Genomic DNA, 22532 nt, shown 5'->3' on the forward strand with positions numbered 1-22532 from the left:
CGCGCCCGGCACCCGCCCCGGCCGAGGTGTCCCCGGCAGGGACCGAACGGGTGCGACTGTGGGACCCGATGCTGCGGGTCTACCACTGGCTGCTGGCGGGGCTCGTGATCCTGAACTGGTGCCTGGGGAAGTTCGGACCAGACAGCATGTCGCTGCATTTCTGGTGCGGCTACGCCATCGCGGCGCTGCTGGTGTTCCGGGTGGTCTGGGGCATCGCCGGCCCCCGCTCGGCCCGGTTCTCGAACTTCGTGACCGGGCCGCGCGGGATCGTCGGCTACGGTCGCGGGCTGTTCCGGCGCGAGCCGTCATACTGGCCCGGCCACAACCCGCTGGGCGCGCTGTCGGTCATCGCGATGCTTGTGGTGCTGGCGGCGCAGGTGGGGGCGGGACTGATCTCGGACCCCGACGACTTCGTCAACGTAGGGCCTCTGGCCGACAAGGTCAGCGGCGCGACGTCGAGCGCGGCGGTGGGCTGGCATCACTTCGGTGCGGACGTGATCCTGATCCTCGTGATCCTGCACGTGGGCATGATCGCCTATTACCGGATCTGGAAGCGCGAGGATCTGGTGGCGCCGATGATTACCGGCTGGAAGACGGTCAGGCGCGACGACCGCGACGACCGCGACGGCCGGAGCCGCCCTTAGGCGGCCCGCTGGTCAGTTGAACCGGTTGTCGCGGGGGAATCCGCGCGGGGCCATGCGGCCCGACCCGGCGCGCTTGCCGATCCACTCGGCAAGGTCGGTTTCCGTCCGGGTCCGGCCCGCGGGGTCCTGCCAGGACAGCCCCACCGACAGCGTGATGAACTTCGCATCCGCCAGCCCGCCGTCCTTGAACCGTTGCAGGCGCACGCCCTTGCCGCGGGCCATTTCCGGCAGCTCGGAGATCGGGAACACCAGCATCTTGCGGTTGTCGCCCACGACCGCAAGGTGGTCGCCCGACACGCGCCGGATCAGGGCCGCGTCGCCGTTCAGCACCTGCTTGCCCGCGCGCGTCTGGGCCAGGATGTCGCCCGCGTTGACGATGAACCCGTCGCCCGCGCGCGACGCGACGAGGAACTGCGCGTCCGCCCGCCACGGGAACATGTCGATCACCTCGGCGTCGTTCGGCAGGTCGATCATCAGCCGCAACGGCTCGCCCAGGCCGCGCCCGCCGGGCAGGCCGTTCACCGGCAGGGTGTAGAACCGCCCGTTCGCGCCATAGACGACGAGCTTGTCAGTGGTTTCGGCGTGCAGCGCCATCAGGGGGCCGTCGCCGTCGCGGAACTTGACCTCGGCGTCCAGCGCCTGATGGCCCTTCATCGCGCGGATCCAGCCCATCTTCGACAGGATCACCGTGACCGCCTCGCGCTCGATCATCGAGTCCATGTCGAGGGGCTGAACCTCCTCGGACTCCGTGATCTCGGTCCGGCGCAGGCCCTCGGGCGTCGATTTCCCGAACAGGCCGCGCACTTCCTTCAGCTGCGCGGCGATGCGGCCCCACTGGCTGCCCTCGTCGGCCAGCATTGCGGCCAGCGCGGCGCGTTCCTCGATCAGCTTGTCGTGTTCCGCGCGCAGCTCGATCTCTTCCAGCTTCCGCAAAGCGCGCAGGCGCATGTTCAGGATCGCCTCGACCTGCGTGTCCGACAGGCCGAACTCGGCCATCATCACGGCCTTGGGGTCGTCCTCGTGGCGGATGATCTCGATCACGCGGTCGAGGTTGAGGTAGGCGACGATATAGCCTTCCAGCACCTCGAGCCGCGCCGCGATCTTCGCCAGCCGGAAGTTCGAGCGGCGGACCAGCACCTCGCGGCGGTGGTCGAGGAACGCGCGCAGCACCTCCTTCAGCGAGCAGACCTTGGGCACGCGCCCGTCGATCAGCACGTTCATGTTCAGCCCGAACCGCACCTCGAGATCGCTGACGCGGAACAGCGCCGCCATCAGCTGGTCGGGATCGACCTGGCGGGCGCGGGGTTCAAGGACGATGCGGATATCCTCGGCGGATTCGTCGCGGATGTCGGCGAGGATCGGGACCTTCTTCGTGTTCACGAGGTCGGCGAGCCGCTCGATCAACTTGGATTTCTGGACCTGGTAGGGGATTTCCGTGACGATGACCTGCCACTGGCCCCGCCCCATGTCCTCGCGGTGCCAGCGGGCGCGCAGGCGCAGCGATCCGCGGCCGGTGCGATACGCCTCGCGCAGCGTTTCCGGGCTTTCCACCAGCACGCCGCCGGTCGGGAAGTCGGGGCCGGGCATGATCGCCATCAGCGTGTCGTCGCGCGCGTCGGGCGCCTTGATGAGATGCAGGCAGGCGTCGATCACCTCGTGCAGGTTGTGCGGCGGGATGTTGGTCGCCATCCCCACCGCAATGCCGCTTGCGCCGTTGCACAGCAGGTTCGGGAACGCCGCCGGCAGCACCACCGGCTCGGTCAGCGTGCCGTCGTAGTTGGGGCGGAAATCGACCGCGTCCTCGGCCAGCCCGTCCATCAGCGCCTCGGCCGCGAGCGTCAGCCGCGCCTCGGTGTACCGGCTGGCGGCCGGGCTGTCGCCGTCGATCGACCCGAAGTTGCCCTGCCCGTCCACCAGCGGGTAGCGCATCACGAACGGCTGCGCCAAACGCGCCATCGCATCGTAGATCGCCCCGTCGCCGTGGGGGTGGAAGTTCCCCATCACGTCGCCCGAGATCTTGGCCGACTTGCGGAACCCGCCCGTGGGCGCCAGCCGCAGTTCGCGCATCGCGTACATGATCCGGCGGTGCACCGGCTTCAGCCCGTCGCGGGCGTCGGGCAGGGCGCGGTGCATGATCGTGGACAGCGCATAGGTCAGGTACCGCTCGCCAATCGCGCGCGACAGCGGCTCGGTGCTGTCGCGGCTGGTCAGCGGATCGGCGCCCGAAACGGGATCGGGGGCCGGGGCCGGGGCTGGGGGCGGGGCGGGATCGTCGGGCGTCGTGGTCATGGGGCGCAGGGATACGGCCTGCGGGGGGCGAAAGAAAGGTGTGACCATTTCAACGCATTCACGGCACGATGAAGCATGTTTCAGCCTTGCGCGGGAACGCTGCGGCAGTCGGGACGTTGACCCGCGAACCCTCGGCGAACGTAGAACCGGAGGAAGCTGGCCGGGCAGGCAAGCTTTGAGAAGCAGATGTTCAAGGTGCTGATGACCGTCCTGTCGGTGCTGTTCGTGGCGCTGGTCTTCCTCGAATCCGAGGGGGGCGAGCGCGGGCACACCTACGCCGAGCAGATCGACCGCGCCCGCGAGGGGCGCGCGACGTGGTCCGATGTCACGCGGGCCGATGTCAGGATCGGATCGCTGGGCGGCGCGGCTATGGCCCAGGGCGCGGCGGGGAACGGCACGGCTGCGGGCGGCATGGCGAATACCGTCACGGTGAGCGCAGGCGCGGCGGGCACGCCCGCCGTCGCGCGCGTCGAACGCAACGTCAGCGTGATGGCCGGTCCGTCGCTCGGGGCGCAGGTGGTCGGACGGCTGGTCGCCGGCCAGCAGGTCCGCACGGCGGGCGAGGCCGCCCCCGGCTGGCAGGCGGTGATCCTGCCCGGCCTGCGCGGCTACGTCCCCGCGGCGGCGATGTCGCAGGCGCCCCGCGCCGCCGACCGTCCCGCCGACCAGCCGCAGGATGCGCGGCTCTACCGCGCCGTCCTCGAAGACCCGGCCTGACCGCCCGCTTGATCCCCGACACATGCCCACCGTCCTTATCACCGGCTGCTCGTCCGGGATCGGCCTTGATGCCGCGCGCACGATGCAGGCGCGCGGCTGGACGGTGATCGCCACCTGCCGCAAGCCCGCCGATCTCGCGGCCCGCGCGGTCGACGGGATGATCGCCCTGCCGCTGGACCTGGCCGACCCGGCCTCGGTCGAGGCGGCGGCCGCCGCTGCGATCACGCACGGGCCGATCGACGCGCTGGTGAACAACGCGGCCTTCGCGCTGCCCGGCGCTGTCGAGGACCTGCCCCGCGATGCCCTGCGCACGATCTTCGAGGTCAATCTGTTCGGCACCCACGACCTGACCCGACGCCTAATCCCGCATTTCAGGGCCAACGGGGCGGGGCGGATCGTCAACGTCAGCTCGGTCCTTGGACTGGTCGGCATCCCGTGGCGCGGCGCCTATTCGGCGACCAAGTTCGCGCTGGAAGGGCTGACCGATGTCATGCGGCTGGAAATGGCCGACACGCCGGTCCGCGTGGTCCTGATCGAACCGGGGCCGATCACCAGCCGCATCCGCGCCAATTCGATCCCGCATTTCGAGGCGTGGATCGACTGGCGGTCCAGCCCGCGCGCCGACCAGTACCGGGCGAGCCTGCTCAAGCGCCTCTACGAACCGTCGGGCGGGGACAGGTTCGAGCTGCCGCCGTCCGCCGTCAGCGCAAAGCTGGTCCATGCGCTGGAAAGCCCGCGCCCCCGCGCGCGCTACCGCGTGACGACGCCCACGCGGATGGCGGCGGTGGCGCGCCGGGTCATGTCCACGCGCGCACTGGACTGGTTCGCGGGCCGGGGCTAGGATCGCGCCCTGATCTGGCGGCCCTTGCGGCGCCGACGGCCCGAAAGGCGGTGATCCCATGCGCGACCAGACCCTGTTCATCCTTGTCGCCATGGCCGTTCTGGCGACGGCGGCGGTGCTGATGACCGGCCTTGGCGGGTTCGCCCGCGGGGGTGAGTTCAACCGCCGCAACGGCAACCGCCTGATGCGCTGGCGGATCATCGCGCAGGCGGTGTCGATCGTCCTGATCCTCGCCTTCATCGCCCTTCGGGGACATTGATGGTCGTCCTGAACCGCATCTACACCCGCACCGGCGACAAGGGCGACACGGCGCTGTCGAACGGCGAGCGGGTGGCCAAGCATTCGCCGCGGGTCGAAGCCTATGGCACGGTCGATGAGCTGAACGCCATCCTGGGCCAGTGCAGGCTCGCGGCCGCGGGCGACGTGGCGACGGGCGAAATCGCTTCGTGGATCGCGGTCATCCAGAACGACCTGTTCGACCTGGGCGCCGACCTGTCGCGCCCCGACATGGCCGCCGACGACGCGGCGGGCTATCCGGTCCTGCGGATCGTCCAGCCGCAGGTGGACCGGCTGGAATCCGAGATCGACGCGATGAACGCGGATCTGTCGCCGCTCCGCAGCTTCATCCTGCCGGGCGGCTCTCCGCTCGCCGCGCATCTGCACGTCGCCCGCACCGTGGCGCGGCGGGCCGAGCGGCGCGCGACCGAGCTGGCGCAGGCCGGCGACGCCAACCCGGCCGCGATCCGCTATCTCAACCGCCTGTCGGACTGGCTGTTCGTCGCGGCGCGCGTGGCCAACCTCGACGCGGGCGGCGACGTGCTGTGGGTTCCCGGCGCATCGCGGTGACGTCGCGCAAGGCGCCGGTGCCCCGGCGTCAGTTGCGTTTGGCCTTGTTTACACCCGGTCCGCGCCGCTATTTCAGTCACCGATAATTGGGTGACGCATAAGGGAGAGAGACCGATGAAGGTTCTCGTGCCAGTCAAGCGCGTGATCGACTATAACGTAAAGGCCCGCGTGAAGGCGGACGGGTCCGGCGTCGATCTGGCGAACGTCAAGATGTCGATGAACCCCTTTGACGAGATCGCGGTCGAGGAAGCGATCCGGCTGAAGGAAAAAGGGGTCGCCACCGAGGTCGTCGTGGTGTCGATCGGCGTGAAGCAGGCGGCGGAAACGATCCGCACCGCGCTGGCCATGGGCGCCGACCGCGGCATCCTGGTGCAGGCCGCCGACGACGTGAACACCGACATCGAACCCCTTGCCGTCGCCAAGCTGCTGAAAGCCGTGATCGCCGAGGAAGGGCCGCAGCTCGTCATCTTGGGCAAGCAGGCGATCGACAACGACATGAACGCGACCGGGCAGATGCTGGCCGCGCTTCTGGGCTGGGGCCAGGCCACGCAGGCCGGCAAGGTCGAACTGTCGGCCGACGCCGCCACCGTTACGCGCGAGGTCGATGGCGGGCTGCAGACCGTGTCGGTCAAGCTGCCGGCGATCGTGACCGCCGACCTGCGCCTGAACGAGCCGCGTTATGCGTCGCTTCCCAACATCATGAAGGCGAAGAAAAAGGAACTGACCGAAAAGACCGCCGCCGACTACGGCGTCGACGTCTCGCCGCGCCTGACGGTCGTCAAGACCGCCGAGCCCGAGGGCCGCAAGGCCGGGATCAAGGTCGCGTCGGTCGATGAGCTGGTGTCGAAACTCAAAGCCGCGGGGGTGATCTGATGGCTGTCCTTCTGCTGGCCGAAATGGCCGAAAACGGGCTGAACCTTGACGCGACCGCAAAGGCCGTGACGGCGGTCGCGACGCTTGGCGACGTGACCGTGCTGGTCGCGGGCGCGGGGGCCGAGGCCGCCGCTGCCGAGGCCGCCAAGATCGACGGCGTGGCAAAGGTCCTGACCGCCACCGGCGACGCCTATGCCCACCGCCTGGCCGAGCCGCTGGCCGCGCTGGTGGTGGAACTGAGCAGCCAGTTCACCCACATCGCCGCGCCCGGCACGACCGACGCCCGCAACGTCCTGCCGCGCGCCGCGGCGCTTCTGGACGTGATGATCGTCCCGGAGGTCAGCAAGATCGTCGATGCCGACACGTTCGAGCGGTCGGCCTTTACCTCGGCCGCCGTGCAGACGGTGAAGTCGTCGGACAAGATCAAGGTCCTGACCGTCCGCATCGCCAGCTTCGACGCGGCGGGGCAGGGCGGTTCCGCCCCGGTCGAGGCCGCGCCCGAAGTCGCCGATCCGGGCCTCTCGTCCTGGGTCTCGGACGAGGTGGCGAAGTCGGACCGGCCCGAGCTGACCTCGGCCAAGCGGATCGTGTCGGGTGGCCGCGCGGTCGGGTCCAAGGAAAAGTTCGAGATCATCGAGCAGCTGGCCGACAAGCTGGGCGCCGCCGTCGGCGCGTCGCGCGCGGCCGTCGATTCGGGCTATGCGCCGAACGACTGGCAGGTCGGCCAGACCGGCAAGGTCGTGGCGCCGGAGCTGTACATCGCCGCCGGGATTTCCGGCGCGATCCAGCACCTTGCCGGGATGAAGGACAGCAAGGTCATCGTCGCGATCAACAAGGACGAGGAAGCGCCGATCTTCCAGATCGCCGATTACGGCCTTGTCGGCGACATCTTCACCGTGCTGCCGGAACTGACCGCGAAGCTTTGATCGCCTGATCCTGCAGCTAATGAACGCCCGGCCCCTGCGCCGGGCGTTTTCACGTCGCGCGGCTGGCCCCCGGCGTCCGGCCGTGCGCCTGCCTGAACGCGCGGGTGAAGTGCGAGCGCGACCGATACCCCGCCGCCGCCATCGCCGCCGCCGTATCGCCCCCGGCCTCGAGCACGCGCCGGGCCGCCTGCATCCGCGATTCCGCGACCAGGCTACGGAACGGCCGGCCCAGCCGGTCCAGTTCCCGCCGCAGCGACGATGCGCCCATTCCCAGCGCGCGGGCCAGGTCGCCGACCTGCCAGTCGCGATCGGGCTCTGCATCGATCAGCCAGCGCGCCCGTTCCGCCGCGTCGCCGGCCAGCAGCAGCCGCCCCGCCGGATCGTCCGACAGCAGCGTCAGCAATTCGCCCAGCCGCAGCTTCGCGATGGTGCCGCTGCGCGCGGTGCCCAGTGCGGCGGCGGTATGGGCGATCGCCTCGACGATGGCGGGGGTAAGCGCGACCGAGACCCGCTCGATCCGCGACGGCGCCGCGCAGGGGGCGACGTCCGGCGGCAGCTGGTCGATCTGCAGCACCAGCGATTCGTACAGCCCCCGGTCGTCGGGGATGTTCACCACGTCCACCGGCATTCCCCTGGGCAGGGCAAAGGCGGTGCCGGGGGTCAGCACCTCGGAAAAGGTCCCGCACCATATCTCTTTCCTGCCGCGCAGGACGATGCCCAGGATGGCTGCGCCGGGCACGATCGAGGCGATCCGCTCGCGCCGCAGCGCGCAATAGCAAAACAGCCGGTCGGCGATCTGGTGTTCACCCGTCAGACCGGGCGGGGCCGCGAAATGGTCGAGCCGCGCGAGCAGTCGCGGGCGAAGATCGGAAAGCATCTGGTTCATGCCGCGATCCTCGCACATCGCTTTCGGCGGCGCGCCCGCAATTCGAGCGTTACGGGCACATCAAGCGGCATTGCCGGCACATGACGTTCGCAACGGCAAGGCAGACTGGCGGCACCACGAACCTACAGGATTGACCATGAAGCCCGCATTCCTCGCCGCAGCCCTCGCGCTCGCCCCTCATTTCGCAACCGCGCAGACCGCCGCGGATACGCCCGCCCCCGGCCCCGACGTCGAGCTGTGGCGGCTCGACTGCGGCACGATCGAGGTGCCCGACATCGACGGGTTCTCGGACAGCTTCGCCTATCACGGGCAGTCCAAGACGCTGACGAACAGCTGCTATCTCATCCGGCACGGACGGGATTACATGCTGTGGGACACCGGGCTGCCGCTGGCGGTCAAGCCCGACGGCTCGGGGCCCGTCCCGACGCCGGGCCGGCCCCTCGTCGATCAGCTGGCCGAAATCGACGTCACGCCGGATGAGATCGGGCGCGTCGGCATCAGCCATGCCCATTTCGACCACATGGGCCAGGCGGCCGAGTTTCCCGCCGCCACGCTGACGATCGGCGCAGGCGACTGGGACCAGCTGCGGTCGGACAAGCACGACTTCGGCATCGACGCGGCGCTGGCGCAGCCGTGGCTGGACGGCGGCACCGTCGATCCCGTCAGCGGCGACCGCGACGTGTTCGGCGACGGCAGCGTGACGATGCTGGCGATGCCCGGCCACACCCACGGCGAGACCGCGCTGCTGGTGCGTCTGGCGCAAACCGGGCCGGTGCTTCTGTCCGGCGACGTGGTGCACTTTTCCGAACAGCTGGCCAACGAAGGCGTGCCGCCGTTCAACGTTGACCGCGCCGACTCGCTCGCCTCGATGCACAGGCTGGAATCGCTGATCCGGGGCACGGGCGCTCGGCTGGTCATCCAGCACGAGGCCACGCATGTCGGCCGGCTGCCGGCCTTTCCCGGCTCGGCGCGCTGAAGTCCGGCCCGGCGCCGCATTCCGGATTGAACCGCCACCGCCCGCCGCCCTATGGTCCCGGCGATCGGGATAATCGGGGTGACGGCGATGGCTATTCAATCAGTTGGCGTGATCGGCGCGGGTCAGATGGGCAACGGCATCGCGCATGTGTTCGCGCTGGCGGGCTATGACGTCGTGATCCAGGACGTGAACCCGCAGGCGGTCGAAAAGGCGTTGTCGCTGATCGACCGCAACCTTGAACGCCAGGTCAGCCGCGACAAGATTTCGGCCCAGGACAAGGCCGCAGCGCTGACCCGGATTTCCAGCGCCACGGACCCCGCGCAAGTGGGTCGATGCGACCTCGTGATCGAGGCCGCGACGGAGAACGAGGCGGTCAAGATCAAGATCTTCGAGGCGCTGCTGCCGCATCTGAAGCCCGCAACGATCCTTGCCTCGAACACCTCGTCGATCTCGATCACGCGGCTGGCGGGCCGCACCGACCGGCCGGAAAGGTTCATCGGCGTCCACTTCATGAACCCGGTGCCGGTGATGCAGCTGGTCGAACTGATCCGCGGCATCGCCACGGACGACGCGACCTACGACGCGCTGGTCGAGGTGGTGGCGAGGCTCGGCAAGACCGTCGCCACCGCCGAGGACTTCCCCGCCTTCATCGTCAACCGCATCCTGGTGCCGATGATAAACGAGGCGGTCTATGCGCTGCACGAGGGGGTGGGCGACATCCGTTCGATCGACGAGTCGATGAAGCTGGGCGCGAACCACCCGATGGGCCCGCTGGAGCTTGCCGACTTCATCGGGCTGGATACCTGCCTGTCGATCATGAACGTGCTGCACGAAGGCTTGGGCGACACCAAGTACCGCCCCTGCCCGCTGCTGGCCAAATACGTCGCGGCGGGGTGGCTGGGGCGCAAGTCCGGGCGCGGTTTCTACGACTATGGCGGCGACACGCCGGTGCCGACCCGCTAAGGGCGTCACGCCGCCGTCACAATGCCGTGGGTTGATGGGCGTGTTCAACACGGAAGGTAGGGGTTTTGCGTAATTTCTTCATCAAGAGCTTCGAGGCGATCGCCTCGATCATTGTCGTGATCGGCGTGGTGGCGATCATCGCCGGTGCGGTTTCCGTTTCGCAACTGCCGCAGGGCGGCATCGCACGGGCGATTGGGGTGCTGATCGGCGGCTTCGTCTATCTGTCGCTGCTGGTGGGCGGGATCTATCTTGTCATCGGCATCCACGACAACACCCGCCGCACCGCCGCGGCGGTCGAGGAGTTGCTGCGCCGCCAGCGGTGAACCGGTCTAGCGGTCGCCGCCCTCGGTGCGGCGGCCGATCCGGGGTTCGGTCCCGGCGATCAGACGCTCGATGTTGGCGCGGTGGCGGACAAAGATCAGGACCGCCATGAACGCCAGCACGGCCGCGACCGCGGGCAGGCCCCAGGCATAGGCGGCGATCGGCGCGCCGACGGCGGCGACCAGCGCCGACAGGGACGAGATGCGGAAGACCCCGGCCGCAGCCAACCACAGCCCGCAGGCGATCAGCCCGACGGGCCAGAACAGCGCCAGCACGGTGCCAAGGAAGGTGGCGACGCCCTTGCCGCCTTTGAACCCCAGCCAGACCGGGAACAGGTGGCCCAGGAACGCGGCCCCGCCCGCGACTTGCGCCGCGTCCTCGCCTGCCAGCCACCGCGCCAGCAGGACCGCGATGGCCCCCTTGCCGCTGTCCAGGATCAGCGTCGCCAGCGCCGCGCCCTTGTGGCCGGTCCGCAGCACGTTGGTCGCGCCGATGTTGCCCGACCCGATCTGCCGAAGGTCGCCCAGCCCCAGCGCCCGGGTGATGACGATCCCGAACGGGACCGAGCCGAGAAGATAGCCAATCACGGCCCACAGGATGATCGTCATGCGAATGCCTCGTCGTTCACGGCTTCACCGAACACGCGGCGGCCGCCGACCCAGGTGCCGATGATGCGGCCCTCCATCCGGGCGCCGTCGAAGGGCGTGTTCTTGGATTTCGACCGCAGCGCAAAGCGGTCCAGCACGAATGGTGCGTTGGGGTCGAACAGCACGAGGTCCGCGGGCGCGCCCACCGACAGCCGCCCGGCCGGCAGCCCCAGCCGCTCGGCCGGGTTCAGCGACATCGCCCGCCACAGCCGCGCCATTGGCACGCCGCCCTGGTGGTAAAGCCGCATCGCCGCGGGCAGCAGGGTTTCCAAGCCCACCGCGCCGGGTGCCGCCATCTCGAACGGCAGGCGCTTGGCCTCTTCGTCCTGCGGGGTGTGGAAGCTGCCGATCACGTCGATGGTGCCGTCCGCCACCGCCTCGACCAGCGCAAGGCGGTCGTCCTCGGACCTGAGCGGCGGGGTCAGGCGGAAGAAGGTGCGATAGTCGCCCACGTCGAACTCGTTCAGCGTCAGGTGGTGGATGGATGTGCCCGCCGTCACGTCCAGCCCCGCCGCCCGCGCCCGGTCCAGCACCGGCAGCGCCTGCGCCGTGGTGATCTGGTCGGCGTGCCAGCGCACGCCCGTCGCCTCGACCAGCGCGAGGTCACGCTCCAGGCCCATCCGCTCGGCCAAGGGCGACACGTCGGGGATGCCGTAGAGCGAGGCGAACTTGCCCTTGGTCGCCGCCGCCCCGCGCGACAGGCCGGGTTCCTGCGGGTGGCCGACGATCAGCGCGCCCAAGCCCCGCGCATAGGTCATGCAGCGGGAAAGAAGGCGGGTGTTTTCCACCACCCGCACCCCGTCGGTAAAGGCGACCGCACCCGCGTCGCGCAGGAAGCCCATCTCGACCATCTCGCGCCCCTCGCGGCCACGGGTCAGCGCGGCCTGATGGCGGATGCGGACGGGCGCGTCGGCCGCGCGGCGGGTCACGAACTCCAGCGATTCCGGCGTGTCGATGGGCGGCAGCGTGTCGGGCCGGGCGACGATGGTGGTGACGCCCCCGGCGGCTGCGGCAAGCGCGGCGCTTTTCATCGATTCCCTGTGCCGCTCCCCCGGCTCGCCGATCTTGACGCCCCAGTCCACGATCCCGGGCGCGAGATACTTGCCGCCGCAGTCGATGACCGTCGCCCCTTCCGGCGCGTCCCCGTCAAGCGCGGCGATGACGCCGTCCTGCACGGTGAGGCTGCCGGGCTCGTCGGTCAGCGCCTCGGGATCGACGAGGCGGGCGTTCTGGAAATGCAGGATCATGCGGGCGTCTCGGCGCGGCCCGCGCGGATGGCGTGGGCAAGTTGCAGGGCGGCATCAAGGCGGCGTTCTTCGCGGAACCCGATGTCCCTGAGCAGGACCCGACCCTCGTTCGACAGCGTGTCGGACAGAAGGCGGAAGCCCGAGACAATTGCCGTGTCCGGAAGTGGAAGCGCAACAAAGTTGCCATCGAGAAGGCGGAAAACGCGACGTTGGCTCATCGCACTAGATCCCCGCCTCATGCTGTCCGAACCGCGCGGTGCCGCCTTCTCGGCAATCTGGTTCAGCCAGTCCGCCACAGGTTTCGTCCTGACGCCCAAAAGATCGAGGACCAGCATGACGAACGCGAATGCGCCGACCGCCAAGTAGCCGTGAAACCATGCTCCGTAGCGGTCCGACGGGCCGTTCGGGACTAACCAGTCGAACAGCGCAACGGAGGCCACGACAACACTGCAGACTGACCACAGCAATCGGGCACTCCATACCTGCGTTTTACCTTGGCGCGGATAGAACCACAGCAATGCCTCATCGCTCTCAAGCCATCGCTGCCACTCATCGGCGCTGACCGGCTGTCGGTACGACTGTCCCGCCTCAGACATAGGTGCCCGCCGCGGCCTTGCCTCGCTCTGCGCGCAAGTTCCGCGCCAGCAGGTCCATCGCCGCCATCCGCACGGCGACCCCCATTTCCACCTGGTCCTGAATGACCGAGCGGTTGATGTCGTCGGCGATGGTGCCGTCGATCTCCACCCCCCGGTTCATCGGGCCGGGGTGCATCACGATCGCGTCGGGTTTCGCCAGCGCCAGCTTTTCGGCGTCCAGCCCCCAGCGGTGGTAGTATTCGCGCTCGGACGGGATGAAGCCGCCGTCCATCCGTTCCTTCTGAAGCCGCAGCATCATCACCACGTCGGCGTCGCGCAGACCCTCGGCCATGTCCTCGTAAATCTCGCAACCCCACTCGGCCGCGCCCGAAGGCATCAGCGTGGCGGGCCCGACAAGGCGCACCCGCGCCTCCATCTTGCCCAGCAGGATCAGGTTCGACCGCGCCACGCGGGAATGCGCGATGTCGCCGCAGATCGCGACCGTCAGGCGGTGAAGGCGGCCCTTGGCGCGCCGGATCGTCAGCGCGTCCAGCAGTGCCTGCGTGGGGTGTTCGTGCCGCCCGTCGCCCGCGTTGATGACGGCGCAGTTCACCTTTTCTGCCAGCAGGTTGACCGCGCCCGAGTTCGGGTGCCGCACCACCAGCAGGTCCGGCTGCATCGCGTTCAGCGTCAGCGCGGTGTCGATCAGCGTCTCGCCCTTCTTCACCGACGACTGCGCGACGGCCATGTTCATCACGTCCGCGCCCAGCCGCTTGCCGGCAAGCTCGAAACTCGACTGCGTGCGGGTCGAGTTCTCGAAGAACAGGTTGATCTGGGTCAGGCCGTCCAGCGCGTCGCCGTGCTTCACCGTCCGCCGGTTCAGCGCGACATAGCTTTCGGCGAGGTCCAGCAGGGTGGTGATCTCGTCGGGGGCCAACTGCTCGACCCCCAGAAGGTGACGGGCACGAAACGTCATCGGGGCCTCCGCTGGATGCGAGGTCCTTATGGCAAGCCCGGACGGCCGGGGCAAGCGGGCCGGGTGGCGCGCGCCGCCCCGCGGGCCGGTCAGGCGTGGCCGGCGGCCGACGACAGCATCACGGGGTCCACGCCCAGCGATTTCAGCGCGATCTGCCATTTGTGGTCGTTGTCGGTGCCGAACAGGATGTCGTCGCTCGCCTCGGCGGTAAGCCAGCCGTTCGCCAGCATCTCCCGTTCAAGCTGCCCGGCTTCCCAGCCCGCGTACCCCAGCGACAGGACGGCCGCCTGCGGACCCCGCCCGCGGGCGAGATCCTCGAGGATGTCGCGGGTCGTGGTCATGGCGAGGTCGCTTTCGCCGATCCGCATCCGCCCGTCGCCCTCGTCGATGTCGTCGGCGTCGGCCGCGCGGTGCAGCACGAACCCGCGCCCCGGCTCGACCGGGCCGCCGAAATGCACCGGCACCTCGCGCGCCAGCGGCGTGGCGTCGATTTCCAGCTGCTTGAGAAGGTCGGAAAAGTCGAGCCCGTCGATCGGGCGGTTCACGACCAGCCCCATCGCGCCCTCGTCGCCATGCGCGCAGATCAGCACGACCGAGCGCGAAAAGCGCGGGTCGCTCATGCCCGGCATGGCGATCAGGACCTTGCCGGTGAGGGAGTCTGTGTTCTTCATGAAACCACCTTTCGGATTGAAGATCGTCATCCGCGCGCCCCGGTGCAAGGGCGGGGGCGGCCCCTGCGGGTTGAGGAATGTTTGAAGCAGATGTGACTTCACGGTACGCGCGCGGCTGCTTTAGACCTGCGGCATGAAAACGCATTCCCCGACGATCCTCGCGGCGCTGGCCGCCACGCTGGCCCTGCCGCTGCTTCCTGCCCCCGCTGCCGCCCAAGCGTTTGCGCAGGAAAACGGCCGCCCGCCCGGGCTTCGCTCGGCCGAACTGCTGCCGGTCGCGACCCTGCCCGACGGCCGCCGGATGACCGCGCTGGTGGTCGAGATGGAAGAGGGGTGGAAGACCTATTGGCGCAGCCCCGGCGACAGCGGGATGCCGCCCGGGTTCGACTGGACCGGATCGACCAACGTGCGCGCGGCGGAACCCCTGTGGCCCGCGCCCGAGGTGATCCTGTCCGGGTCGGACCGGACGCTCGGCTATCACGACGCGCTGGTGCTGCCGGTCAGGGTCGATGCGGCGGGCGAGGGGCCTGTGGCGCTGGACCTGAAGCTGGCGATCGGGCTGTGCAAGAACGTGTGCGTGCCCGCGCGGCTGCACCTGGTCGCCGATGAGGCGGGCGGCGGGGCAGTCGGGGCGGCGGGCGCGGCGCCGGACCCGCGCATCGCGCAGGCGCTGGCGCGCGTGCCGGTCGCAGGTCCGCTGCCCGGGCGGGCGACACCCGCCTGCACGGTGACCGACATTCCCGACGGGGTGCGGGTGGCGGCGACGCTGCCCGGCCACGCGGGCTCGCCGTCGGTCGCGATGGAGGTGATGCAGGACGGCGTCTGGGTCTCGCAGCCCGAACTGGTGCAGGCTGCGGACGGGCTGACCGCGACCGCCGACTTCGTCCCGCCCGAGGCCAAGCCGTTTACGCTGGACCTGTCGAAGCTGCGGATGACGGTGATCGGTCGTGACGCCGCCGCCGCAGCCGACGGGACGGGGGGCGAGGCGGGGGTTGGGGCGGGGGCCGGGGCGGGGCCCGGCGCGGTCGAATATCAGGGCTGCGCCGCGTCCTGAGGGTTCAGCCGCGCGGCGATCTCCAGCAGGTCGGCCCAGGCGTCGCGCTTGGCGGCGGCGTTGGCCAGCAGGTAGGACGGGTGCGCCATCGGCATCGCCGGGCGGCCGAACGCGGTCGTCCACGCGCCGCGCATCCGCATGACGCCGCTGCGCCCAAGCGCGGAATGACAGGCGCAGTTGCCCATCAGGATCAGGATATCGGGCGCGGCGAGCTCGACATGGCGTTCAAGGAACGGGCGCATCGCCAGCACCTCTGCCTCGGACGGCAGCCGCCCGCCCGGCGTCCGCCACGGCAGCGCGGTGGTCAGATAGACCGCGCGCTCCGCATCGACAGTGTCGCGGGAAAGACCGATCGCGGCCAGCATCCGGTCCAGCATCGCGCCCGCGCGCCCCGCGAAGGGGCGGCCCGCGCGATCCTCGTCCTCGTCGGGGACGTCGCCCACGATCATCACCCGCGCGGCGGGATTGCCGTCGGCGAAGACGAAGCTGCGCGCGCCCTTGCGGATGTCGAGGCCGTCGAACCGCTCCATCGTCGCCGCGAGGTCTGGCAGGGACGCGGCCCGCACGGCAAGGGTGGCTGCGAGGGCGGGCAGGTCGGCGTCGCTCGCCGCGTCCTGGGGCTGGGGGACGGGCGTGGCCGCGGCGGCCGGCGCGGGCGCGGGGCGGGATTGTGCGGCCTCGGCGTAGCGGTCGAGCGGGGTATCCCCGATCGGCTCGTCCACCCCCATCTCGCGCTGCCAGTCCAGCAGCGCCAGCGCGGTGTCCGCGTCCAGCGCGAATCCTTTCCAGGTGGGGTCTGCGGTCATGCGGGCAGGCTAGAAGCGCGGCGGCTGGCGGGCAAGCGGCGGGCGGGCAGGCGAGAGGTCGGCATGGCAGAGAGGGGTCGGCGATACATCAGCGCGGCGCCGCCGCGCGGCGCAGGCGGTCGTTGATGGCGGCGCCAAGGCCCGCATCGGGGATCGGTGCGACCGCGATCGGACGGCCCAGCCGGTCGGCCTGCCGCAGCACGTCGAAGAGGCGCGCGGCGGCCTCGACCGGATCGGCGGTGGGCGACAGGGTCAGCGCGCCTGCGCCGGTCTCATCGCTGGCAGGGCCGAAGCCGACGAACGTCTCGCCTTCGCGCGGGCCGGCCGCGTCCAGCCGCAGGGGCGCGTCCGGCGCGTAGTGGCTGCTCAGCTGCCCCGGCGCGTCGGGGGCGTCCAGGTCGTGGCCGGGGGCGAGCGGGCCGATCAGCGCCTCGATCGCCTCGGCCGGAACGCCGCCCGGGCGCAGCAGCGTCGCCCGGCCGCCGCGCCAGCCGACGATGGTCGATTCCAGCCCCACCGGGCAGGCGCCGCCGTCCACCACCGCCGCGATCCGCCCGTTGAGGCCGCCGCTCGCGTCCAGCACATGCGCCGCCGTCGTCGGGCTGATCCGCCCCGAGGGGTTGGCCGACGGCGCCGCCAGCGGCTGCCCAAGCGCCCGCAGCACGGCTTGCGCGACCGGGTGCGCGGGCACCCGCAGACCCACGGTCGCAAGCCCCGCCGTCACCAGCGACGCGATCCCGGCATCCGCGCGCAGCGGCACCACCAGCGTCAGCGCGCCGGGCCAGAACGCTTGCGCGAGCCGCCGCGCATCGCCGTCCAGAACGCCGATCCGCTCGGCTTCACCGATCCCGTCCACGTGGACGATCAGCGGGTTGAAAGCGGGCCGGCCCTTGGCCGCATAGATCCGCGCGACGGCCTGCGGATCGCGCGCCGCCCCGGCAAGGCCGTAGACTGTCTCGGTCGGGATCGCCACGACCTCGCCCGCCGCCAGCAGACGCGCGGCGCGGTCGATGCCGGGGGCGTCGGCGGGCAGGGTCGGGGTCGTCATGGCGGGCCGCCTGCAAGGTTCCGGGACGCGACTGACGTCGGGTTGGTGCTTGCGTCCCCGCCCCGCGCATCTAGTCTTGCTGCGAACCGAACTGATATGCGCGCCACGGCCCGATGCCAAGGCGCGAAGGGGGAAAACATGGCCTACAAGGCTCCGGTCGACGACATCCGCTTCATCCTGCGCCACATCCTGCCCTTCGACCAGATCGCCGCCACCGACCGCTTCGCCGAGGCGACGGACGACATGGTGGACGCGATCCTGACCGAGGCCGGGCGCATGACGACCGAGGTGCTGGCCCCCCTGAACCGCGGCTCGGACCTTCAGGGCGCAAAACTGGAAAACGGCGCGGTGCGATCCTCGCCCGGGTTCGACGTGGGCTTCCGCGCGATCGCCGACGGCGGCTGGATCGGGCTGTCCGCCGATCCCGAATACGGCGGCGCGGGCCTGCCGCAGGTCCTCAACATCGCCGTGACCGAGATGATCGGCGGCGGCTGCCTGTCGCTGCAGCTGAACCCGCTGCTGACGCAGGGCCAGATCGAGGCGCTGGAACACCACGCCTCGGACGAGATGAAGGCGCTGTACCTGCCGAAGCTTACCTCGGGCGAATGGTCGGGCACGATGAACCTGACCGAGCCGGGCGCGGGCTCGGACGTGGGGGCGCTGACCACGCGGGCGGAACGCGGCGAGGATGGCACCTACCGGATCACCGGCCAGAAGATCTTCATCACCTGGGGCGACAGCGACCTGTCCGAGAACGTCTGCCACGCGGTCCTGGCCCGGCTGCCCGAGGCTGCGTCGGGGACCAAGGGGATCAGCCTGTTCATGGTCCCGAAATACCTGCCCGACGAGAACGGCAAGCCCGGCGTCGCCAACGACCTGCGCGTCGTCAGCCTGGAACACAAGCTGGGCATCCACGGCAGCCCGACCTGCGTGATGAGCTACGAGGGCGCGACCGGCTGGCTGATCGGCAAGGAACACGGCGGCATGGCCGCGATGTTCACGATGATGAACAACGCCCGCCTCGCCGTGGGCACGCAGGGCGTCGCGGTGGCCGAGGCCGCGCTGCAGCACGCCGCGGCCTATGCGACCGAACGTCACCAGATGGGCGCGATCGTCCGCCATGCCGACGTGCGCCGGATGCTCGCCACCGCCCGGGCCGAGGTGTTCGCGGCCCGCGCAATCTGCCTGTCCTGCGCCGCCGCGCTCGACATGGCGCGCGCGACGGGGGATGCGGAATGGGCCGCGCGCGCCGCGCTGCTGACCCCCATCGCCAAGGCGCACGGCACCGACGTGGGCGTGCGCGTGGCCGACACCGGGATCCAGGTCCACGGCGGCATGGGCTTTGTCGAGGAAACCGGCGCCGCCCAGTTCCTGCGCGACGTGCGGATCACGCCGATCTACGAAGGCACCAACGGGATCCAGGCGATGGACCTTGTCGGGCGCAAGATGATGGACGGCGGCGAGGCCGCGATGCGGCTGATCGATGAGGTGATGGACGGCGTGCAGGCCGCACAAGGCGCGGCCCCGGACCTCGCCCGCCCCGTGTGGGACGCGGCCGAGGCGCTGCGCGAGGCGACGACGGCGATCGTCGAGGCCGGCGCGCAGGACCGCTTTGCGGGCGCGGTGCCGTATCTCGCCGCCTTCGCGCGGGTGCTGGGCGCGAGCTACCACCTGACAGCCGCGCAGACCGGGGACGAGGCGCGCCGCGCGCTGGCCAAGATCTACATCACCCGCGTCCTGCCCCGGAACGCGGGCGACCTGGCCGAGGCGCGGGCGGGCGTGGCCGACCTGAACGCCGTTCCCGACGCGGCCTTCGCGGGCGCGGCTTGACCATCCACCACCCCTGGGACGACGCGCCGCCCGACGGCGGCGCGGCCGAGGTCGCGCCCGGCGTCCTGTGGCTGCGGCTGCCGCTGCCGCTGCGGCTGAACCACGTCAACGCCTATGCCTTGCGCGACGCGGACGGCTGGACGGTGATCGACACCGGCTTCGACGGCGCCGCCACCCGCGCCGCGTGGGAGGCGTTGCTGGCCGGGCCGATGGCCGGCTCGCCGGTCACGCGGCTGATCGTGACCCACCACCATCCCGACCATATCGGCCTTGCCGGCTGGTTCGTGGCGCGGGGGGCGGAGATGTGGACCAGCCGCGCGAGCTTTCTGACCGGACGGATGCTGTGGCTCGACCCGCACGACCGCCCGCCGCCTGAACAGATCGATTTCCTGCGCCGCGCGGGGATGCCGGCCGGGCAGCTGGCGGTCAAGGCGTGCGAGCGGCCGTGGAACATGTCCGACGTGGTTCACCCGCTGCCGCAGGGCTATCGCCGCCTGACCGAAGGGCAGGTGGTCCGGTTCGGCGACCGCTACTGGCGCGTCGCGCTGGGCGAGGGGCACGCGCCCGAGATGGTGACGCTGTGGTCGCAGGACGATGACCTCGTGATCGGCGGCGACCAGCTGCTGCCGGGGATTTCGCCCAACCTCGGGGTGTATCCGTCCGAACCCGACGCCAACCCGGTTCAGGACTGGCTGGACAGCTGCGCGCGGCTGGCGGCGCTGGCCGAGCCGCGCCATCTCGTCCTGCCGGGCCACAAGCTGCCGTTCCGGGGCCTGCCCACGCGTCTGGCGGCGATGACCGAAAACCACGAATCGGCGCTGACCCGGCTGGCCGAGGAACTGGGCCGCGCCCCGCGCACCGCCGTCGACTGCTTCGACCTGCTGTTCAAGCGCCGGATCGGCGACGGCGAGTTCGGTCTGGCCGTGGTCGAGGCGGTGGCCCACATCAACTGCCTGGCACATCGTGGCCTGATCGCGCCGGTCGGCGTGACAAACGATGGCGGAACGCTGTGGGGGGCGTGACACGCCCGGCCCCTTGCGCTAGCACGGCACCAAAGCTTCGAGCCGAGGAAGACCACGATGGCCACGCTGCACCAGAACCCCGCCCATCCGACCGCGCAGGGCCGCATGCACGACACCGCGCACGACGTGTCGCATGACAAGGCGCATGACACCCGCCACGCCCCGCATGTCCACGGCGACATGGACATCACCGCGCAGCAGCGCGGCTTCGCCGGCTTCGTGCGGTTCGCGACCTGGAACGTCGTCGCGATCGCCGTCATCCTGATCTTCCTGGCACTCGCCAACGCCTGACGGCGAACGGCTGGCCGCGGGCGACTGCACGCGCGCACAACAAGGGACCGGTCCATGCAACGGCGATCCTTCCTGGCCCTCGCGCTTCCTGCGGCCCTTGCGGCCTGCGGCGCGGACAACAAGTGGGCCGACGACGCCGTCCTGCGGTCGTCGCGCTTCGTCTCGCCCGAGCCGCCCTCGATCACGCTCTTCACCGTGATCGGTATTCCCCGGGGCGAGGGGGCGCACTCCGCTCTGATGATCAACGGCAGCCAGCGCGTGATCTTCGACCCGGCGGGCAGCTGGCAGCACCCGCAGATCCCCGAACGCCACGACGTGCTTTACGGGATCACCGACAACTACAAGCGCTTCTACATCGACTACCACGCGCGCGAGACCTACTGGGTCGCCGAGGACAGCGTGGCCGTCACGCGCGAGGTGGCCGACATGGCGATCCGCGCGGCCGAGGGGAACGGGGCCGCCAACAAGTCCTTCTGCGCGCAGGCGACCGGATCGGTGCTACGCCAGGTCCCGGGCTTTCAGGGCGCGCCGGGGACGTTCAGCCCGCTGAAGCTGCGGGCCTGGTTCCTGACGCTGCCGGGCGTGACCTCGCACCGCTGGCAGGACGGCGACCCCGCCAACAACCACGACGTGCTGCTGCGCCAGAAGAACGGCACGATCGAAGGCTACCAGAACGGACAGCTGCGCCGCGACCGGATCGCGGGCTGACCCGGATCGCGGGTGGACCCTGGATCGCGGGACGATGCGCCGGCCGCATCGAACCCCGTGCGCCGTTCAGATCAACCAGCTTCCCAGACCCAGCGCCACGGCGCCCGCGACGATCGCGGCCAGCGTGTTGCGCGTGAACAGCCCGACCGCCAGCGTCGCCGCCGCCGCGATCAGCCGCGCCGGATCGGGCCGTCCGCCGTTCGCGGCGGGCCACAGCACCATGGGCGCGATCAGCGCGGGCAGCACCGCGACGGCGGTGTAGCGCAGCAGCCGTTCGGCCCACAGCGGCACCGCGCGGCCGCCGACCGCGCCAAGGAACGACCAGCGGATCAGGAACGTGCCCGCGCCGAGGACGAGGATGACGATCCAGACGTCGGTTGCGGAATGGGTCATGCGCTGCGCTTCCTGCCTTCGGTCCACGCCTCGACCGCCGCGCCCGCGCACATGCCGGCGGGCCCCGCGATCAGAAGCCCGGTGCCGTTCGGCATCCCCGCCAGCACCAGCGCGACCCCGATCGCCACGGTGGCCGCGGCAAGATGCGCCCAGGTCCGCAGCATCGGCGCGACCATCGACAGGAAGGTGATCGGCACCGCGAAATCCAGCGGCCAGTCGGCCGGGATGACGTTGCCGACCGTCGCCCCGACATAGGTCGCCACCACCCAGGGCGGGCAGATCACGACCGCCGCGCCCCAGAAATGCGCGAGCCGCTGGGCGAGCGTCGCCTGCGGCCGCCGCTCGGCGTTTTGGACCGCCATCGCGAAGCTCTGGTCGGTCAGGGCATAGGCGGCGAGCGCCCGTTCCCACGGCCGGGCCGCGCCGATGATCGGCACCAGCGACGCGGAATACATGGCCATCCGCAGGTTGATCGCCAGCGCCGATGCGATCACCAGCAGCACCGGGGCGTCGTGGGACAGAAGCTCGACCGCCGTGAACTGCGACGCCCCCGCGAGGACGAGGACGGAAAAGCCCATCGTCTGCGAGACGTCGAACCCGGCCGTCTGGGCGATGACCCCGAACAGCAGCCCGAACGGGATGAGAACGAGTAGGAAGGGCAGCGCCTGGATCATGCCGCGCCGGAACGCCTGGCGCGGGGTTTCCGGGTCGGCGCCGCGGAGGGTCGGCGCGTTGTGTTGAGCGGGCGGGTTGGCGGGTGAGGGGCGGGAAAGGGGGGCGGTCGGCGCGGACATGGGATCAGCCTTCAGGACGTGCCGCCACCATACGTCCGGCGGCGGCACGTGCAAGCGACGGGCAGGGGATCATGGGTCCGCCTTGCCGAACCGCATGACGCGCCGGGCCTGCCATTCGCGCGGCCTTTCGCATCGGCACGGGGTCGCCCGACATCTGTTCCGCCGCTCATCCCGGCGTTCGGGTGGCC

The 22532-nt window shown here is 70.5% G+C and carries 26 protein-coding genes; 15 read left to right on the forward strand and 11 right to left on the reverse strand.

The annotated features are described in order from the left end of the window. Positions 1 to 68: 68 nt before the first annotated feature. Positions 69 to 644, forward strand: a complete 576-nt coding sequence (locus FNF32_RS13250) for a cytochrome b/b6 domain-containing protein (protein WP_131673975.1) — start codon at positions 69 to 71, stop codon at positions 642 to 644. Between the two features lie 12 nt (positions 645 to 656). On the opposite strand, the gene parC is transcribed toward FNF32_RS13250, so the two are convergent. Next, the gene (parC, locus tag FNF32_RS13255) at positions 657 to 2933 is read right to left on the reverse strand and encodes a DNA topoisomerase IV subunit A (RefSeq protein ID WP_131673976.1); all 2277 of its coding nucleotides are present in this window, start codon (positions 2931 to 2933) and stop codon (positions 657 to 659) included. Positions 2934 to 3119: 186 nt separating this feature from the next. Here parC and FNF32_RS13260 point away from each other — a divergent pair, with 186 nt between their 5' ends. The 6 genes from FNF32_RS13260 (at position 3120) to FNF32_RS13285 (ending at position 7136) form a co-directional block, all read left to right on the forward strand. Further along, a complete protein-coding gene (locus FNF32_RS13260) occupies positions 3120 to 3650 on the forward strand; it encodes an SH3 domain-containing protein (protein ID WP_131673945.1) in 531 nt (176 codons plus the stop codon). 22 nt (positions 3651 to 3672) lie between these two features. Beyond that, positions 3673 to 4491: an SDR family NAD(P)-dependent oxidoreductase gene (locus FNF32_RS13265; protein ID WP_131673946.1), complete on the forward strand. Its 819-nt coding sequence runs from the start codon at positions 3673 to 3675 to the stop codon at positions 4489 to 4491. A 58-nt stretch (positions 4492 to 4549) separates the two neighbouring features. Further along, positions 4550 to 4750, forward strand: a complete 201-nt coding sequence (locus FNF32_RS13270) for a twin transmembrane helix small protein (RefSeq protein WP_131673947.1) — start codon at positions 4550 to 4552, stop codon at positions 4748 to 4750. Then, positions 4750 to 5337, forward strand: coding sequence for a cob(I)yrinic acid a,c-diamide adenosyltransferase (locus FNF32_RS13275; protein ID WP_131673948.1), 588 nt, complete (start codon positions 4750 to 4752; stop codon positions 5335 to 5337). The genes FNF32_RS13270 and FNF32_RS13275 overlap by 1 nt, the downstream gene beginning before the upstream one ends. Before the next feature lie 114 nt (positions 5338 to 5451). Further along, a complete protein-coding gene (locus tag FNF32_RS13280; RefSeq protein ID WP_131673949.1) occupies positions 5452 to 6210 on the forward strand; it encodes an electron transfer flavoprotein subunit beta/FixA family protein in 759 nt (252 codons plus the stop codon). Next, on the forward strand, positions 6210 to 7136 hold the full coding sequence (locus tag FNF32_RS13285; RefSeq protein ID WP_131673950.1) for an electron transfer flavoprotein subunit alpha/FixB family protein: 927 nt from the start codon (positions 6210 to 6212) through the stop codon (positions 7134 to 7136). The genes FNF32_RS13280 and FNF32_RS13285 overlap by 1 nt, the downstream gene beginning before the upstream one ends. Before the next feature lie 49 nt (positions 7137 to 7185). Here the strand turns inward: FNF32_RS13285 and FNF32_RS13290 are convergent, their stop codons facing one another. After that, positions 7186 to 8022, reverse strand: coding sequence for a helix-turn-helix domain-containing protein (locus FNF32_RS13290; RefSeq protein WP_185961965.1), 837 nt, complete (start codon positions 8020 to 8022; stop codon positions 7186 to 7188). A gap of 136 nt (positions 8023 to 8158) precedes the next feature. On the opposite strand from FNF32_RS13290, the gene FNF32_RS13295 reads away from it, so the two are divergent. The 3 genes from FNF32_RS13295 (at position 8159) to FNF32_RS13305 (ending at position 10284) form a co-directional block, all read left to right on the forward strand. Further along, entirely contained in the window at positions 8159 to 8998 is an 840-nt protein-coding gene (locus FNF32_RS13295) for an N-acyl homoserine lactonase family protein (protein ID WP_131673952.1), read from the forward strand. A gap of 87 nt (positions 8999 to 9085) precedes the next feature. Continuing rightward, positions 9086 to 9961 (forward strand): 3-hydroxybutyryl-CoA dehydrogenase, encoded by an 876-nt coding sequence (locus FNF32_RS13300; RefSeq protein WP_131673953.1) that lies wholly within the window; start codon positions 9086 to 9088, stop codon positions 9959 to 9961. Positions 9962 to 10026: 65 nt separating this feature from the next. After that, positions 10027 to 10284 carry a hypothetical protein gene (locus tag FNF32_RS13305; RefSeq protein WP_131673954.1) on the forward strand — a complete coding sequence of 86 codons (258 nt, stop codon included), beginning with the start codon at positions 10027 to 10029 and terminating at the stop codon, positions 10282 to 10284. A gap of 6 nt (positions 10285 to 10290) precedes the next feature. Here FNF32_RS13305 and plsY read toward each other — a convergent pair whose 3' ends face one another. From plsY to FNF32_RS13330, 5 genes are all read right to left on the reverse strand, one after another. After that, complete coding sequence (gene plsY / locus FNF32_RS13310) at positions 10291 to 10890, reverse strand: glycerol-3-phosphate 1-O-acyltransferase PlsY (RefSeq protein WP_131673955.1); 600 nt, start codon at positions 10888 to 10890, stop codon at positions 10291 to 10293. After that, positions 10887 to 12176 (reverse strand): dihydroorotase, encoded by a 1290-nt coding sequence (pyrC, locus tag FNF32_RS13315; protein WP_131673956.1) that lies wholly within the window; start codon positions 12174 to 12176, stop codon positions 10887 to 10889. The genes plsY and pyrC overlap by 4 nt, the downstream gene beginning before the upstream one ends. Next, positions 12173 to 12694, reverse strand: a complete 522-nt coding sequence (locus FNF32_RS13320) for a hypothetical protein (protein WP_143796688.1) — start codon at positions 12692 to 12694, stop codon at positions 12173 to 12175. Before FNF32_RS13320 ends, pyrC begins: the two co-directional genes overlap by 4 nt. 70 nt (positions 12695 to 12764) lie before the next feature. Beyond that, positions 12765 to 13727 carry an aspartate carbamoyltransferase catalytic subunit gene (locus tag FNF32_RS13325; protein WP_131673958.1) on the reverse strand — a complete coding sequence of 321 codons (963 nt, stop codon included), beginning with the start codon at positions 13725 to 13727 and terminating at the stop codon, positions 12765 to 12767. 89 nt (positions 13728 to 13816) lie between these two features. Further along, entirely contained in the window at positions 13817 to 14398 is a 582-nt protein-coding gene (locus FNF32_RS13330; RefSeq protein WP_131673959.1) for a YqgE/AlgH family protein, read from the reverse strand. A 133-nt stretch (positions 14399 to 14531) separates the two neighbouring features. Between FNF32_RS13330 and FNF32_RS13335 the strand changes: the two genes are divergently transcribed. Then, the gene (locus FNF32_RS13335) at positions 14532 to 15452 is read left to right on the forward strand and encodes a protein-disulfide reductase DsbD domain-containing protein (RefSeq protein ID WP_131673960.1); all 921 of its coding nucleotides are present in this window, start codon (positions 14532 to 14534) and stop codon (positions 15450 to 15452) included. Here FNF32_RS13335 and FNF32_RS13340 read toward each other — a convergent pair. Continuing rightward, entirely contained in the window at positions 15431 to 16258 is an 828-nt protein-coding gene (locus FNF32_RS13340; RefSeq protein ID WP_131673961.1) for a uracil-DNA glycosylase, read from the reverse strand. The genes FNF32_RS13335 and FNF32_RS13340 overlap by 22 nt on opposite strands. An 88-nt stretch (positions 16259 to 16346) precedes the next feature. Beyond that, the gene (locus FNF32_RS13345) at positions 16347 to 17306 is read right to left on the reverse strand and encodes an L-threonylcarbamoyladenylate synthase (protein ID WP_131673962.1); all 960 of its coding nucleotides are present in this window, start codon (positions 17304 to 17306) and stop codon (positions 16347 to 16349) included. Between the two features lie 138 nt (positions 17307 to 17444). Between FNF32_RS13345 and FNF32_RS13350 the strand changes: the two genes are divergently transcribed. From FNF32_RS13350 to FNF32_RS13365, 4 genes are read left to right on the forward strand one after another with little or no spacing between them, the layout of a single operon-like run. After that, positions 17445 to 19136, forward strand: a complete 1692-nt coding sequence (locus FNF32_RS13350; protein ID WP_131673963.1) for an acyl-CoA dehydrogenase — start codon at positions 17445 to 17447, stop codon at positions 19134 to 19136. Next, positions 19133 to 20158: an MBL fold metallo-hydrolase gene (locus tag FNF32_RS13355; protein ID WP_246087835.1), complete on the forward strand. Its 1026-nt coding sequence runs from the start codon at positions 19133 to 19135 to the stop codon at positions 20156 to 20158. The genes FNF32_RS13350 and FNF32_RS13355 overlap by 4 nt, the downstream gene beginning before the upstream one ends. A gap of 57 nt (positions 20159 to 20215) precedes the next feature. Further along, on the forward strand, positions 20216 to 20449 hold the full coding sequence (locus tag FNF32_RS15685; protein WP_342778060.1) for an aa3-type cytochrome c oxidase subunit IV: 234 nt from the start codon (positions 20216 to 20218) through the stop codon (positions 20447 to 20449). A gap of 54 nt (positions 20450 to 20503) precedes the next feature. Beyond that, positions 20504 to 21157: a hypothetical protein gene (locus tag FNF32_RS13365; protein WP_131673964.1), complete on the forward strand. Its 654-nt coding sequence runs from the start codon at positions 20504 to 20506 to the stop codon at positions 21155 to 21157. A gap of 66 nt (positions 21158 to 21223) precedes the next feature. Here the strand turns inward: FNF32_RS13365 and FNF32_RS13370 are convergent, their stop codons facing one another. Further along, a complete protein-coding gene (locus FNF32_RS13370; RefSeq protein ID WP_131673965.1) occupies positions 21224 to 21550 on the reverse strand; it encodes an AzlD domain-containing protein in 327 nt (108 codons plus the stop codon). After that, a complete protein-coding gene (locus FNF32_RS13375) occupies positions 21547 to 22344 on the reverse strand; it encodes an AzlC family ABC transporter permease (RefSeq protein ID WP_131673966.1) in 798 nt (265 codons plus the stop codon). Before FNF32_RS13375 ends, FNF32_RS13370 begins: the two co-directional genes overlap by 4 nt. Between the last annotated feature and the right edge of the window lie 188 nt (positions 22345 to 22532).

The organism is Paracoccus marinus (assembly GCF_007018965.1).
Lineage (GTDB): Bacteria > Pseudomonadota > Alphaproteobacteria > Rhodobacterales > Rhodobacteraceae > Paracoccus > Paracoccus marinus.

Bases quoted from the DNA above. Each gene is read 5' to 3' on its own strand.
- FNF32_RS13375 (WP_131673966.1), bottom strand. From the start codon at position 22,344: ATGTCCGCGCCGACCGCCCCCCTTTCCCGCCCCTCACCCGCCAACCCG.
- FNF32_RS13300 (WP_131673953.1), top strand. From the start codon at position 9,086: ATGGCTATTCAATCAGTTGGCGTGATCGGCGCGGGTCAGATGGGCAAC.
- FNF32_RS13280 (WP_131673949.1), top strand. From the start codon at position 5,452: ATGAAGGTTCTCGTGCCAGTCAAGCGCGTGATCGACTATAACGTAAAG.
- FNF32_RS13325 (WP_131673958.1), bottom strand. From the start codon at position 13,727: ATGACGTTTCGTGCCCGTCACCTTCTGGGGGTCGAGCAGTTGGCCCCC.
- FNF32_RS13365 (WP_131673964.1), top strand. From the start codon at position 20,504: ATGCAACGGCGATCCTTCCTGGCCCTCGCGCTTCCTGCGGCCCTTGCG.
- FNF32_RS13340 (WP_131673961.1), bottom strand. From the start codon at position 16,258: ATGACCGCAGACCCCACCTGGAAAGGATTCGCGCTGGACGCGGACACC.
- parC (WP_131673976.1), bottom strand. From the start codon at position 2,933: ATGACCACGACGCCCGACGATCCCGCCCCGCCCCCAGCCCCGGCCCCG.
- plsY (WP_131673955.1), bottom strand. From the start codon at position 10,890: ATGACGATCATCCTGTGGGCCGTGATTGGCTATCTTCTCGGCTCGGTC.
- pyrC (WP_131673956.1), bottom strand. From the start codon at position 12,176: ATGATCCTGCATTTCCAGAACGCCCGCCTCGTCGATCCCGAGGCGCTG.
- FNF32_RS13345 (WP_131673962.1), bottom strand. From the start codon at position 17,306: ATGACGACCCCGACCCTGCCCGCCGACGCCCCCGGCATCGACCGCGCC.
- FNF32_RS13295 (WP_131673952.1), top strand. From the start codon at position 8,159: ATGAAGCCCGCATTCCTCGCCGCAGCCCTCGCGCTCGCCCCTCATTTC.
- FNF32_RS13265 (WP_131673946.1), top strand. From the start codon at position 3,673: ATGCCCACCGTCCTTATCACCGGCTGCTCGTCCGGGATCGGCCTTGAT.
- FNF32_RS13275 (WP_131673948.1), top strand. From the start codon at position 4,750: ATGGTCGTCCTGAACCGCATCTACACCCGCACCGGCGACAAGGGCGAC.
- FNF32_RS13260 (WP_131673945.1), top strand. From the start codon at position 3,120: ATGTTCAAGGTGCTGATGACCGTCCTGTCGGTGCTGTTCGTGGCGCTG.
- FNF32_RS13370 (WP_131673965.1), bottom strand. From the start codon at position 21,550: ATGACCCATTCCGCAACCGACGTCTGGATCGTCATCCTCGTCCTCGGC.
- FNF32_RS15685 (WP_342778060.1), top strand. From the start codon at position 20,216: ATGGCCACGCTGCACCAGAACCCCGCCCATCCGACCGCGCAGGGCCGC.
- FNF32_RS13350 (WP_131673963.1), top strand. From the start codon at position 17,445: ATGGCCTACAAGGCTCCGGTCGACGACATCCGCTTCATCCTGCGCCAC.
- FNF32_RS13270 (WP_131673947.1), top strand. From the start codon at position 4,550: ATGCGCGACCAGACCCTGTTCATCCTTGTCGCCATGGCCGTTCTGGCG.
- FNF32_RS13330 (WP_131673959.1), bottom strand. From the start codon at position 14,398: ATGAAGAACACAGACTCCCTCACCGGCAAGGTCCTGATCGCCATGCCG.
- FNF32_RS13285 (WP_131673950.1), top strand. From the start codon at position 6,210: ATGGCTGTCCTTCTGCTGGCCGAAATGGCCGAAAACGGGCTGAACCTT.
- FNF32_RS13250 (WP_131673975.1), top strand. From the start codon at position 69: ATGCTGCGGGTCTACCACTGGCTGCTGGCGGGGCTCGTGATCCTGAAC.
- FNF32_RS13335 (WP_131673960.1), top strand. From the start codon at position 14,532: ATGAAAACGCATTCCCCGACGATCCTCGCGGCGCTGGCCGCCACGCTG.
- FNF32_RS13290 (WP_185961965.1), bottom strand. From the start codon at position 8,022: ATGAACCAGATGCTTTCCGATCTTCGCCCGCGACTGCTCGCGCGGCTC.